Annotated in this window: 12 protein-coding genes; 5 read left to right on the top strand and 7 right to left on the bottom strand. The window is 66.0% G+C overall.

Annotated elements, in window-relative coordinates; genetic code table 11:
• Nucleotides 1-17: 17 nt before the first annotated feature.
• Nucleotides 18-917, top strand: coding sequence for a bestrophin family protein (locus J3B00_RS08890; RefSeq protein ID WP_209866796.1), 900 nt, complete (start codon nt 18-20; stop codon nt 915-917).
• A gap of 100 nt (nt 918-1,017) precedes the next feature.
• Entirely contained in the window at nt 1,018-1,902 is an 885-nt protein-coding gene (locus J3B00_RS08885) for a LysR family transcriptional regulator (protein ID WP_209866795.1), read from the top strand.
• A gap of 8 nt (nt 1,903-1,910) precedes the next feature.
• Here the strand turns inward: J3B00_RS08885 and xenA are convergent, their stop codons facing one another.
• Nucleotides 1,911-3,002 (bottom strand): xenobiotic reductase XenA, encoded by a 1,092-nt coding sequence (gene xenA, locus J3B00_RS08880; protein ID WP_209866794.1) that lies wholly within the window; start codon nt 3,000-3,002, stop codon nt 1,911-1,913.
• 52 nt (nt 3,003-3,054) lie between these two features.
• Between xenA and J3B00_RS08875 the strand changes: the two genes are divergently transcribed.
• Complete coding sequence (locus J3B00_RS08875) at nt 3,055-3,390, top strand: helix-turn-helix domain-containing protein (RefSeq protein WP_209866793.1); 336 nt, start codon at nt 3,055-3,057, stop codon at nt 3,388-3,390.
• A gap of 558 nt (nt 3,391-3,948) precedes the next feature.
• On the opposite strand, the gene J3B00_RS08870 is transcribed toward J3B00_RS08875, so the two are convergent.
• The 6 genes from J3B00_RS08870 to J3B00_RS08845 form a co-directional block, all read right to left on the bottom strand.
• Nucleotides 3,949-4,860: a 2-hydroxyacid dehydrogenase gene (locus J3B00_RS08870; protein WP_209866792.1), complete on the bottom strand. Its 912-nt coding sequence runs from the start codon at nt 4,858-4,860 to the stop codon at nt 3,949-3,951.
• Nucleotides 4,861-4,870: 10 nt separating this feature from the next.
• Nucleotides 4,871-5,719 carry an ureidoglycolate lyase gene (locus J3B00_RS08865; protein WP_209866790.1) on the bottom strand — a complete coding sequence of 283 codons (849 nt, stop codon included), beginning with the start codon at nt 5,717-5,719 and terminating at the stop codon, nt 4,871-4,873.
• 28 nt (nt 5,720-5,747) lie between these two features.
• A complete protein-coding gene (locus J3B00_RS08860) occupies nt 5,748-6,488 on the bottom strand; it encodes an SDR family oxidoreductase (protein ID WP_209866787.1) in 741 nt (246 codons plus the stop codon).
• Nucleotides 6,485-7,933, bottom strand: coding sequence for an MFS transporter (locus J3B00_RS08855; RefSeq protein ID WP_348635980.1), 1,449 nt, complete (start codon nt 7,931-7,933; stop codon nt 6,485-6,487). Before J3B00_RS08855 ends, J3B00_RS08860 begins: the two co-directional genes overlap by 4 nt.
• A gap of 12 nt (nt 7,934-7,945) precedes the next feature.
• Nucleotides 7,946-9,529, bottom strand: coding sequence for an aldehyde dehydrogenase (NADP(+)) (locus tag J3B00_RS08850; RefSeq protein WP_209866783.1), 1,584 nt, complete (start codon nt 9,527-9,529; stop codon nt 7,946-7,948).
• A 101-nt stretch (nt 9,530-9,630) separates the two neighbouring features.
• Nucleotides 9,631-10,575, bottom strand: coding sequence for a LysR family transcriptional regulator (locus tag J3B00_RS08845; RefSeq protein WP_209866781.1), 945 nt, complete (start codon nt 10,573-10,575; stop codon nt 9,631-9,633).
• A 115-nt stretch (nt 10,576-10,690) separates the two neighbouring features.
• On the opposite strand from J3B00_RS08845, the gene J3B00_RS08840 reads away from it, so the two are divergent.
• Both J3B00_RS08840 and J3B00_RS08835 read left to right on the top strand, forming a co-directional pair.
• Complete coding sequence (locus tag J3B00_RS08840; protein WP_209866779.1) at nt 10,691-11,872, top strand: fumarylacetoacetate hydrolase family protein; 1,182 nt, start codon at nt 10,691-10,693, stop codon at nt 11,870-11,872.
• A 45-nt stretch (nt 11,873-11,917) separates the two neighbouring features.
• On the top strand, nt 11,918-13,309 hold the full coding sequence (locus tag J3B00_RS08835) for an MFS transporter (RefSeq protein WP_209866776.1): 1,392 nt from the start codon (nt 11,918-11,920) through the stop codon (nt 13,307-13,309).

Raw genomic sequence — 13,309 nt, 5'->3', positions numbered from 1 at the left:
GCCGCCTCTGGACTTCCATGATCGTCCACTCCCGCCCCGATGTACTGCGCGTGCTGTTTACCCTCAAGGGCTCGATCGTCAAGCGCATCGCCCTGCGCTGCCTGCTGGTCACCCTGCTGGCGGCGCTGATCGTACTGGTCGAGCGGCACTACCCGCAGCTGTTCTCGCCGGTCAGCGCTACGCCGTTCACCTTGCTCGGGCTATCGCTGTCGATCTTCATGAGCTTTCGCAACAACGCCTGTTATGACCGCTGGTGGGAAGGGCGCAAGGCCTGGGGCAAGCTGATCATCGAGGTGCGCTCGTTTGTTCGTGAAAGCACGGTGATTGCCGATGAGCGGCTGCGCAGCGAGCTGCTGCGCGGGCTGTGTGGATTTGCCCATGCACTGAACGCCGGTCTGCGTGGCGAAGCGCCACTGAGCGCAGCCCGGCCTTGGCTGAGCGAAACCGCGGTGATCAGTTCGCACAATGTCTGCGATGGCATCCTGCAAGAGATTGGCGGGCACTGCTCGCGCCTGGCGCAGAGCCAGCAGATCAGTGAATGGTGCTACACCCTGCTGGAGCAGCGCCTGCTGGGGCTGTCGGAAGTGCAAGCGACCTGCGAGCGGATCAAAGCCACCCCGCTGCCCTTTCCTTACACCCTGCTGCTGCACCGCACTATCTACATCTTCTGCCTGCTGCTGCCGTTTGCCCTGGCCGAGCCGCTGGGCTGGCTGGCGCCGCTGTTCACCACCATTGTCAGCTACACGTTCTTTGGGCTGGATGCGATTGGTAACGAGCTGGAGGATCCGTTTGGCCGCGACGAGAACGACCTGCCAACGGATGCCTTGGTGCGCACGATCGAGCGCGACGTGCTGGCGGCACTGGGGCATGCGCCGCTGCCGCCGGTATTGATGCCGGTGGAGCATGTGTTGAGCTGAGGGCTGGCCATGCGCAGAGGACGCCACGCTGGACACTAATAATTGGCCAGCCACGGCCGACTTGGTTAAGGTCGTCACACCCGATCGTGCAGGCCGCCCCATGGACATCAAGCAGCTCAAGTTCCTCCTTGCCCTCGACCAGACCCGCCACTTCGGCCAGGCCGCCGCGCTGTGCCACATTACCCAGCCGACCCTGTCGATGCGCCTGCGCAACCTTGAGGACGAATTGGACCTGGTGCTGGTCAAGCGCGGCCAGCGCTTCGAAGGTTTCACCGAGGCGGGCGAGCGTATTCTGGCCTGGGCGCGCACCCTGCTCGCCGCCCATGACGGGCTGCAGGCCGAAGCCGCCAGCTGCCGTGGCCAAGTGGTCGGCAGCCTGCGCCTGGGCAGCGTGCCGCTGGCCAGCTTCAACCCGATGCACCTGCTGCTGCCACTGCGCGAAAAGTATCCCGAGCTGCACTTCCAGCTCAGCTCGCACACCTCCGAGCAGATCGTCGACGGCCTCAGCCGCAACCAGCTGGACCTGGGCATCTGCTACCTCGACCAGGTCAACGCGAGCTTCTTCGATGTGATCGAGCTGGGCACCACCACCATGGGCCTGTTGCACGACAACCGGCATTTCCAGTTCGAACAGGCCACGCTGCGCTGGGAAGACCTCAGCGACATTCCGCTCGGCCTGCTCAGCAAGGGCATGCACTACCGGCAGTCGCTCGACCTGAGTTTTCGCAGCCGCGGCCTGGAACCGCTGGCGGTGCTGGAGAGCGACTCGACCTTTCAGCTGATCCAGGCGATCACCAGCGGCCTCTGCTGCGCACTGATGCCACTGGACTGCGGGCTGGAAGAACTCAGCCGAGACATGCGCATCATCCCCGTTACCGACGCCAGCGTGCTCAGCCCGCTCGGCCTGCTGCTACGCCGCAGCGAGCCGCGCTCGGCGATTGCCCAGCAGTGCTTCGACGAGGCGCGGGCGTTGTTTGGCGCCTGATCACTGACTCAGCGATACCGCTCCAGCCAATGCGCATAAGGCGCCGGCAGGGTCCAGGAGGCCTTGTCGACACCCAGTTCCTTGGCCGCAAAATACGCCCAGTGCGGATCCGCCAGGTGCGCGCGACCTACCGATACCAGGTCCAGCTGACCCGCCTGCAGTGCCCCTTCAGCCAGCTGCGGGGTACCAAAGCCCCACGCCGAAGTCACCGGCAGATCCGCCTCGCGGCGCACGCGTTCGGCAATCGGCCCCATGAACGCCGGGCCCCACGGAATGTTGGTCTCGGCAATGGTAAAGCCCACGCTGACGCTCAGCAGGTCCAGGCCACCGGCCTTGAAGCGACGTGCCAGTTCAATCGACTCTACCAGGGTCTGCTCGTCGCGGCCGTCATACTCCAGCACACCAAAGCGCGCGGTCAGTGGCAGGTTTTCTGGCCACACCTCACGCACGGCCGCCAGCGTTTCGAGAAGGAAGCGGCTGCGGTTATCAAAGCTGCCACCGTAAGCGTCGGTACGCTGGTTGCTGTGCTCGGAGAAGAAGCTCTGGCCCAGGTAGCCGTGGGCAAAGTGCAGTTCGATCCATTCAAAGCCAGCATCACGCGCACGACGGGCGGCGTCGACGAAGTCCTGGCGGACACGGGCGATATCGTCCAGGGTCATGGCCTGCGGCACTTTGGGCAGGTGGGCACCAAAGGCGATGGCCGACGGGGCGATGGTGTCCCAGCCACGCGCATCATCGGCAGCGATATGGTCGTCACCTTCCCACGGACGGTTGGCGCTGGCCTTGCGTCCGGCGTGGGCGATCTGGATGCCCGGCACTGAACCGGCGGCCTTGATGGCCTGGACCATCGGTACGAACGCCTGCGCATGGGCGTCGCTCCAGATCCCGGCGCAGCCGGGGGTGATGCGGCCTTCCGGGGAGACTGCAGTGGCCTCGACCACCACCAGGCCGGCACCACCCCGGGCCAGGCCGGCCAGGTGGACATGGTGCCAATCATTGACCATGCCGTCCTCGGCCATGTACTGACACATCGGCGGAATGGCGATGCGGTTGCGCAGGGTTACGTCCTTGAGGGTGTAGGGTTCGAACAAGGCGGACATGGTAAAGCTCCAGGGCTGATTTCAGATACGATAGTTCGATTATATTCGAACTATGGCAATTTGTGAAACCCCCGTTATCATATGGCCCATGCGAGCCTACAAACACCCCACTGCCGACGACCTGATTCTTGAGCGCGTGCTCTACGCCCTGAGCGACCCTGTGCGCATGGAAATTGTCCGCCATTTGGCGGGCGTCGCCGAGGCCAGTTGCGGCGAGCTTGACGGCGGCCGACCGAAGTCGAGCATGTCGCATCACTTTCGTGTGCTGCGTGATGCCGGGCTGGTGCATACGCGGAATGTCGGCACTACGCATATGAATTCGCTGCGTAGTGATGAACTGGATGGGCGGTTTCCGGGGTTGCTGAATAGCATCTTGCGCCAGCTGTGAATGGCTGTGCGTGAGGTTGATGCCGTCCGCGTGATGGGCTTTGGGGTTTTGTGGGCTTATCCATTTGATGTAGTGGCGCTGCTGGCCCCTTCCGCCCTTACGGCGGGTCACTTTTTGGCAAACGCCCGGTGTGCCGGCCCAGCCAAAAAATAACCAAAAAGGTCTCGGCTCCATCATCCGGCCCCTACGCTGCGCTTCGGGGTCCCCTCGCTCCGGTCTTGCTCCGGGAGGACCGCGCTGTACGGCCCATCCTGGGCCTCAGCGCTTTCCGGCCATCCATGGCCTCCACCTCCCTGCGCAAGACCTGCGCTCGGCCTCCTGAAGTCGCTGTAGATCAAGAGCAAGATCAAGATCAACAGCCAGGGCAACGGCTGGCGAATCGCTGCGCTCTCGCTTTGTTTATTTACCAGCGGATTTGTGGCGCGGCATGGCAGGGCTGCGCCCTGCGATTTGCATTGGCAGTGCCGGCCTCTTCGCGGGGCAAGCCCGCTCCCACAGGTCCAGCGCCGTCCCTGAGCTCAGCGCTGTTCCTGTACCGCGAAGAGGCCTGGCCTGCGCTCAGTAACCTTGCAGCACCGCCCGCACCACGCACTCAGCCATGGCCCGTCGGGTCTGTAAGGTGGCACTGCCCAGGTGCGGCTGCAGCACCACGTTGTCCAGCCCCAGCAACGCCTCAGGCACCTGCGGTTCATGCTCGAACACGTCTAGTGCGGCGCCGCCAAGCCGGCCATCGAGCAGCCTTGCGACCAGTTCGTCCTCATCGACCACGCTGCCTCTGGCGACATTGACCAGTACCCCTTGCGCGCCTAGGGCGGCAAGCACTTCAGCGTTCACCAGATGCCGTGAGGCCGCGCCGCCGGCCGCCGCCACCAGGAGAATGTCCGAGTCGGCGGCAAGGCGCTGCGCGCTGGCGTGATAGGCGTGAGCGCAGCCCTCCAGCGGGCGGCGGTTGTGATAGGCAAGCGTCACCCCGAACGGCTGCAGCCGCTCGGCGATGGCCTGGCCGATCCGTCCCAGGCCGATGATGCCGACCCGCTGCCCACGCAGGCTGGTGCCTAGCAAGGGAAACCCGCCCTGGCGCCACTGCCCCTGCCGGACAAAGCGATCCGCCAGGCACACCTGGCGCAACAGCGCCAGCAGCAGCGCCACGGCCTGATCGGCCACCGCATCGGTGAGAATATCGTCGGTGGTGGCGATGCGAATGCCCCGCGCCGTGGTCTGCTCCAGGTCGATGCGATCAAGGCCGACCCCGTTCACCGCAATCAGCCGCAGCCCCGTCAGCCCCGCCAGCAACCAACCCGGCACACCCTCGCCGCCGTTCGTCACCAGGGCGGCGAAGCGCTCGGGACGCTCGTCCAGCAGCGCTTGCCGGGCCCCTTCATCGTACGCGCGGAGCAACTCGAAACGTTCGCCCAGCTGGGCTTCGTAGTCCGCCAGCAGCGGCGCCAGCATCAACAGCTCAGGCTTCATCAGCATTTCCTCAGTCTGCCTGCACGGTGACCTGGCGTTGCTCGCCAAGGCCGTCGATACCCAGGCGCAGGGTCTGCCCTGGCCGCAGGAACACCGGCGCAGGTTTGATCCCCATGCCGACGCCTGGCGGCGTGCCGGTGGAAATCACATCCCCCGGCTGCAAGCTCATGCAGCGGCTGAGGTAGGCAATCAGCTGCGGGATACTGAAGATCAGCGTGCGCGTATTGCCGTCCTGGTAGCGCTTGCCGTCGACCTCCAGCCACAGACCCAGCGCATGCGGGTCGGCGACTTCGTCACGGGTCACCAGCCAAGGGCCGATCGGCCCGAAGGTGTCGAACCCTTTGCCCTTGTCCCAGGTACCACCGCGCTCGAGTTGCCACTCACGCTCGGACACGTCGTTGATCACGCAGTAACCGGCGACATGCTCAAGGGCGTTGGCCTCGTCGATGTAGCGCCCGCCCTTGCCGATCACCACGCCCAGTTCGACTTCCCAGTCGGTCTTGGTCGAACCCCGAGGGATCTCGACGTTGTCGTTCGGGCCGCAGACGGCGCTGGTCCATTTGCTGAAAATGATCGGTTCGCTGGGCACCGCCATACCGGCTTCCGCGGCGTGGTCGGCGTAGTTCAGGCCGATGCAGATGAACTTGCCGATCTTCCCGACACACGCGCCGATGCGGGGGTTGCCGGCGACCAGCGGCAGGCTCGCCGGGTCGAGCCTGGCCAGGCGTGCGAGGTTCTCGGGCGCCAGCGCGCTACCGGCGATATCGTCGAGCTGCCCGGCAAGGTCGCGAATGCGCCCCTCACTGTCGAGCAAGCCTGGTCGCTCCGCACCCTTGTCGCCATAACGCAACAGTTTCATGGGTATCTCCTGTGTCGATTCAAAGGGTTTACAGGCTCATGCCGCCGTCGATCAGGTGCACGCCGCCGGTGGTGTAGGCCGAGAGGTCGCTGCCCAGATAGACCGCCAACTGGGCGATTTCTTGCGGGCTGCCGATGCGCCCCATGGGCTGGCGGCCGACGAATTGCCGATAGACGTCCTCAGCCGTGCTGCCCTGGGCCGCGGCCTGGGCGGCAATCCGTTGCTGCAGCGACGGCGATTCAACGGTGCCGGGGCAGATTGCGTTGCAGCGAATGCCCGCGCCGACATGGTCGGCGGCGACCGCCTTGGTCAGGCCGATCACCGCCGCCTTGCTGGCGCCATAGGCGAAGCGGTTAGGCACTGCCTTGACGCTGGAGACCACCGACGACATGTTGATAATCGAGCCGCCACCGCGGCGCAACATGCCCGGCAGGGTGGCGCGAATCATCCGGTACATGGCGGTCACGTTGATGGCCAGCGAGCGTTCCCAGGCCGCTTCGTCGCAGTCCAGGATCGACCCGCTGTGCACATAACCCGCGCAGTTGAACAGCACGTCGAGATCGCCCAGCTCGGCGCACAACGCCTCGATGGCCGAGGTCGAGGTGACATCGAGCAGCCGCGCCTGGATGCCCGGTTCGTCCCGCAGGCGATCAAGTTGGATATCGGTGCCGATCACCTCGGCACCCGCTGCGGCGAAGGCCTGGGCACTGGCCAGGCCAATGCCCTGCCCCGCAGCGGTGATCAGCACGCGCTTGCCGGACAGGTTCATGCCGCCTCCAGTTTCAGCTCGGGGTTGGCCTGCGGCTCATGGCGGCCGAGCATCGCCGCCGGGATCGCCAGGATCAGCAGGGCACTGACGAACAGGCAGCCGCCCAGCACGTAGGTGCCGTTGTTCATGTTGCCGGTGAGGTTTTCCGCCACGGCGGTGATCATCGAACCGGTGAAGCCGGACAGGTTGCCGATGGCGTTGATCATGCCGATCCCGGCGGCGGCGGCAACGCCCGACAGCAGCGTGCCCGGCAGCGTCCAGAAAATCGGCATCAGGCTCAGCACACCGGACGCGGCCACGGTGAGAAACACCACCGAAAGCACCAGGTCGTGGGCGAAATAGGCGCTGAGGATCAACCCGCACCCGCCAATGAACGCCGGAATCGCCGCGTGCAGGCGGCGCTCGCCGGTGCGGTTGGAGTGGCGCGCGTTGAGCAGCATGGCGATCACCGCGACACCGTAGGGGATCGCTGTCAGCAGGCCGATCTCGAAGGTGCTGGTGATTCCCGCGCTCTTGATGATCGACGGCATCCAGAAGGCCAGGCCATAGAACCCGGTGTTGAAGGTCAGCAGGATCAACACCAGCAGCCAGACCCGCGGGTTGAAGAACACCTCGCCGAGGCGCGAGACCTTGCCCTGCTGGTCTTGCTGCAGGTTGGCCTTGAGCATCTGCTTCTCGTCCGCCGACAGCCAGTGCGCCTTGTCGATGTTGTCGCACAGGCAGGTGAATACCACGACCGCCATGATCACCGAAGGCAGGCCTTCGATCAGCAGCATCCACTGCCAGCCGGCCATACCGTGCCAGCCGTTGAGGCTGGTCATCAACCACCCTGAGAGCACCCCGCCCAGGGTCAGGCTGACCGGCATGGCCATGAGGAAGCCCGACATCACCCGGCTCTGGCGGTGGGTCGGGAACCAGTAATTGAGGTAGAGGATCACCCCCGGGAAGAACCCGGCTTCGCAGATGCCGAGCAAAAAGCGCAGCGCGTAGAACATGGTGCTGGCTTCGACATGGAACACCCCGGCGAGCGGCACGGTGAACGCCACCGCCATCGAGATGATCGCCCAGCTCAGCATGATCCGAGCGATCCAGAAGCGCGCGCCGTAGCGGTGCAGGAGCAGGTTGCTGGGCACTTCGAAGAGGAAGTAGCCCCAGAAGAACACGCTCGCGCCCAGGGCGTAGACAGTGTTGCTGAACTGCAGGTCGTTGAGCATATCCAGCTTGGCGAAGCCAATGTTGACCCGGTCCAGGTAGGCGGCCATGTAGCACAACAGCAGGATCGGCAGGATGCGCAGGATTACCTTGCGGTAGGTGCGGTCTTCGAAGCCCGGATCGCGGGCCGGTGCAGCGGGTTGGCTGTGCATTGTTGAAGCCCCTCGGCATGTCGTGCATGCCTGATTGTTGTTATCGACAGGGCACCGGGCGCGGCACGCCCGGTGGTACAGCGGTTCAGCGATCTATTGCAGCGGGTCGCGGCTGGGCTGGCCATCGACCAGGCGCAGCAGGCCCAGCGGGTTGTCGTCGCGCAGGGCCTCGGGCAGCAGGGCTTGCGGGAAGTTCTGGTAGCACACCGGACGCAGGAAGCGCTCGATCGCCAGGCTGCCGACCGACGTGCCACGGCTGTCGGAGGTGGCCGGATATGGCCCGCCGTGGACCATCGCATCGCAGACCTCGACCCCGGTCGGGTAGCCATTGATCAACAGGCGGCCGGCCTTGTGCTCGAGCAAGGCGACCAAGTCGCCGGCCGCGGCAAGGTCGTCAGGCTCGCCGAGCAGAGTCGCGGTCAGTTGCCCGCCCAGCGCATGCAAGGCCGCCAACAGCTCGGCGCGGTCGGCCAGCTCGACCACCACCGTGGTCGGGCCGAAGACTTCCTCCTGCAGCAAGGGTTCGGCGCTCAGCAGCAGCTCGGCGCGCGCCTGGAACAACTGCGGGCTGGCCTGTTCGACGCCTTGCTCGGCACCGGCCAGGTGACGGATGCCAGCGTGCGCCTTGAGCTTTGCCACACCATGGGCGTAGCTGCGCAAGGTACCCGCGTTGAGCATGGTCTGCGCCGGCTGATCGGCGATCCGCGCCTGCAGCTGCTCGACAAACCCGCTGAACTCGGCCGAACGCACACCGAGCACCAGCCCCGGGTTGGTACAGAACTGCCCGCAGCCGAGCACCACCGACGCGGCCAGCTCGGCGGCAATCGCCTCACCGCGCTGCGCCAGCGCGCTGGGCAGGACGATGACCGGGTTGATGCTGCTCATCTCGGCGAACACCGGAATTGGTTGCGCCCGAGCCGCGGCCATGTCGCACAATGCGCGGCCGCCTTTCAGCGAGCCGGTGAAGCCCACCGCCTGGATCCCCGGATGCTTGACCAGCGCTTCACCCACGCCTGCGCCGAAGATCATGTTGAACACACCGGCGGGCATCTGGCAGCGCTCGGCGGCGCGGATGATCGCCGCGGCGACCGCTTCGGCAGTGGCCATGTGGCCACTGTGTGCTTTGAACACCACCGGGCAGCCGGCGGCCAGCGCTGCGGCGGTGTCGCCACCGGCGGTGGAGAACGCCAGCGGGAAGTTACTGGCGCCGAACACCGCCACCGGCCCCAGACCCAGCCGGCACTGGCGAATGTCCAGGCGCGGCAGCGGCGTGCGCTGCGGCTGGGCGCGGTCGATGCGCGCTGCGAGAAAATCCCCCCGGCGCAGGACCTCGGCAAACAACCGCAACTGCCCACTGGTACGCGCCCGCTCGCCCCGGATACGCGCCGCCGGCAGCGCCGTCTCGCGGCTGACCAGGGCGATGAAGTCGTCATCCAGCGCCTCGAGCTCGTCGGCGATGGTGTCGAGGAACTCGGCGCGCCGTTGTGGCGCCAGCGCTCGATAATCGGGATAGGCCTGCGCCGCAGCGCTGGCCGCGGCGTCCACCTCGGCCGTGGTCGCCTGGTAGAACGCGCCTGGCAGTGCCTCGCCGGTACGCGCGTCGAGGCTGTGCAACAGCGGTTGGCCCGCGGCGCTGCGCGCGCCGCCGATAAATTGCTGACCTGGGTGTGAAGTCATGGACGTTCCTTGGCAATGCTGGAAAACACTGGACGCTAATCTAGGCGGGCCTGCGATTCTTTCCCAATGGCATTTGTGGATCATCCGATAACAGCTGGTTATCAAACTTCGCGAACTTTACGCGCGTCGGCCAGGAGGATTTCGGCGAACTCCAGCGCCGCCCCGCTCAGTGTTTCGCCCTTTCGGGTGAGGATGCCGTAGTCCTGGGGCTCCAGGTGCAAGGGGGTATCGACAATGCGCAGCACCCCGCTGGCCAGGTGCGGCTCGACCATGGCCTGGGGCAGCATACCGATCATCGGCCCGCCCTGCAGGACCTTGAGGAAGGTCTGCATGGAAATGGTGTCGATGGTATTGCGCGGTACGCCGACCCCAGCCTCGGCAAATGCCCGTTCCATCCGGCCACGGATCGGCGTGCCTTTGGGATAGAGAATCCACGGCCATTCGAGCAGCTGTTGCAGCGCGACCGGCCCCTCTTCGCAGAGCGGGTGCTGGTGGTTGACGACAAAGCAGAACGGCTCCGGCGCCAGCGCCTGGAAGTCGAAGCGCTGACGCTGGGCTTCATCAGTGAAGCGCGCCACCGCCAAGTGCAGGATCTTGTCCTCGAGCATGGCCATCAGGTGGTCGCTGGTCTGCTCCACCACTTCGATAGACAACAGCGGCCAGCGCTGCTTGATCTGCACGATGGCGTTCGGCAGCGCCACCGCAGTGGCGGCGAAGATGCCGCCGACCTTGAGGTGGCCATGACCGCCCCGACGCAGGCTGCCGATCTGGTCGACGAAGTTGCGCGCATCGTTGAGGGCCACCTGAGCGTACCGCACGACCTGCTCGCCGAGGGCGGTGGGCGGCATGCTGCGCGGCTGACGTTCGAACAGGGCAAAGCCCAGCAGGCTTTCGATCTCCTTGAGCATCTTGCTGATCGCCGGCTGGCTGAGGTTCATCTGTTGCGCCGCCAGGTGCATGTTGCGGGTCCGCCCGAGGGTGTCGATGAGCAACAGGTGGCGGAACTTGAGCCAATTGCAGACATGGGAAAACGACAGGTCGGACATGGTATTCGCCTTTGGTGCAATAACCAGATGTTATCGAATAGTGAAAATATGCCATTGGAGTTTATCGCGTCGCTTACCTAGCGTGCAGCTTTCAGGACTCAAGAGACTCATTGCCATGCCGCTGACCCTAACTCCCGCCAATACCCTGCCGCACGACGGCCTCACCGGCACCCTGGTGGGCCGTGCCTGGATCCCCGGACAGATCGCCGGCCCCTCGCCGATCGCCCTGCGCGCCGACGGCGTGTTCGACCTCTCCGAGCGCTTTGCCACCCTCAGCGAACTGTTCGAATGCGACGCCCCGCTGGCGGCGCTGCGGGCCACCCCGGGGCGTTTCGTCGGCAGCCTCGAGGCCCTGCTGACCAACAGCGGCGACCAGCCCGACGCCAGCCGTGCCCACCTCTTGCCGCCGCTCGACCTGCAGGTGATCAAGGCCGCCGGCGTGACCTTTGCCGCGAGCATGATCGAACGGGTGATCGAGGAGCAGGCCGGGGGTGACGCCGCCCGCGCCGAGGCCGTGCGCGCCACCGTCTGCGCGGTGATCGGTGACAACCTGCGCGCGGTCAAGCCCGGCTCCGAGCAGGCGCAGGCGCTCAAGGCGCTGTTGATCGAGCAAGGCCTGTGGTCGCAATACCTGGAAGTGGGCATCGGCCCGGACGCCGAGGTGTTCACCAAGGCCCCGGTAATGGCCGCCGTCGGCAGCGGTGCGGTGATCGGCGTGCACCCCGGCTCGCAATGGAACAACCCCGAACCCGAAGTGGTGCTGGTGGTCGACAGCCGCGGCCGGATCCACGGCGCGACCCTCGGCAACGACGTCAACCTGCGCGACTTCGAGGGGCGCAGCGCGCTGTTGCTGAGCAAGGCCAAGGACAACAACGCGTCCTGCGCGATCGGCCCGTTCATCCGCCTGTTCGACGAGACCTTCGACCTCGATGCGGTGCGCAACTGCGTGGTCGAGCTGGAAGTGCGCGGCAGCGATGGCTTCGTGCTCGCCGGCAGCAGTTCGATGGACCAGATCAGCCGCGACCCCGAAGACCTGGTGAGCCAGACCGTCAACGGCAACCACCAGTATCCCGACGGCTTTGTGCTGTTCCTCGGCACCCTGTTCGCGCCCACCGAAGACCGCGACCATCCAGGCGCCGGGTTCACCCACAAGGCCGGTGACCAGGTGCGCATCGCCAGCCCGCTGCTCGGTGCCCTGCACAACCAGGTCAGTTGCAGCGACCAGGCCGCGCCGTGGACCTTCGGCCTCGGCGCGCTGATGCGCAACCTGGCCGCGCGAGGCCTGCTGAACCGCTGAGCCGCTCGAGCGCCGTCCCCATAACAACAACAAGCGAGGCAGACCATGCAACCCGAGGCCACCCCTACCCCCACGCCCGATCCGCGCCAGCTGCGCCGGGCCATTTACACCGGCGCCGTCGGCAGTGCCCTGGAGTACTACGATTTTGCCCTCTACGGGCTGGCCTCGGCGCTGGTCTTCGGCCATATCTTCTTCCCCTCGCTGGGCACCACCGGCGCCCTGCTGGCGAGCTTCGCCACCTACGGCGCGGGGTTTCTGGCGCGGCCGTTCGGCGGGCTGTTCTTCGGTTCGCTGGGGGATCGAAAGGGGCGCAAGCTGGTCCTGCTGCTGACCATCGCCCTGATGGGCACCGCCACCACCTTGATCGGCCTGCTCCCCACCGGCCCGGTCGGGGCGGTGCTGCTGGTGCTGCTGCGCCTGCTGCAAGGCTTTGGCGCCGGCGCCGAACAGACCGGCGCGGCCACGCTGATGGCCGAGCTGGCCCCGCGCGAGCGCCGCGGGTTCTATGCCGCGCTGCCGTTCATCGGAGTGTTCAGCGGGCTGGCCCTGGCGACCATCACCTTCCGCGTGCTGCAGGCCACGCTGACCCCGGAGCAACTGCTCGACTGGGGCTGGCGCCTGCCGTTTCTGGCCAGCGTGGTGCTGATCTTCATGGCCGTATGGATTCGCCTGAAGCTCAAGGAGAGCCCGGTGTTCCAACAGCTCAGCCAGAGCCAGCAGGTCATCGAGTCGCCCATGCGCGCCGTGCTGCGCAACGCCCGGCGACCGCTGCTGGCGACCACCTTGATGCGCATGGCCGAAACCGGTTGCTCGACCCTCTACGCCACCGTTTCGATCGCCTTTCTGACAGGCTTCGCCAGCCGCCACCTTGGCGAGAGCGGCGCCAACCTGGCCGGTATCGGCACCAACGCGGTGCTCGCGGCGAGCATCGTCAGTATCTTCACCACGCCACTGTTCGGCGCCCTCTCCGACCGTTACGGACGCCTGGCGGTGTACCGCGGCGGTGCGCTGTTCGGCGCACTGTGGGCGCTGCCGTCGTGGTGGATGATCGACAGCGGCGATCCGACCCTGGTCTGCGTCGCCGTGGTCGGCGGTTTCGCCCTGGCCGCCAACAGCATGCTTGGCGCCCAGTGCGCGCACTTCACCGAACTGTTCGGCAACCGCTATCGCTATTCCGGGGTGGCGCTGTCGCGGGAAATCGGCGCGATGCTCTCTGGCGGCCTGGCGCCGATCCTGGGGATCTTCCTGGTCGGCCTGGCCGGTGGCGCCTATTGGGTGCTCGCGCTGTATACCTTGGCCCTGACCGGGCTTACCCTGCTCGGCACGTTGCTGTCGACCGAAACCCGCGGGCGAGACCTGACCCTGCTCGATGACGCGATCGGACGTGGCGCCGCCACCTCCACCGTTCCCGCACACGCCAGCGTTCTGCAACGCTGA

The sequence above is a fragment of the Pseudomonas sp. BP8 genome (assembly GCF_017875955.1).
GTDB lineage: Bacteria > Pseudomonadota > Gammaproteobacteria > Pseudomonadales > Pseudomonadaceae > Aquipseudomonas.
This window is presented reverse-complemented; position numbering and strand designations above follow the sequence as displayed.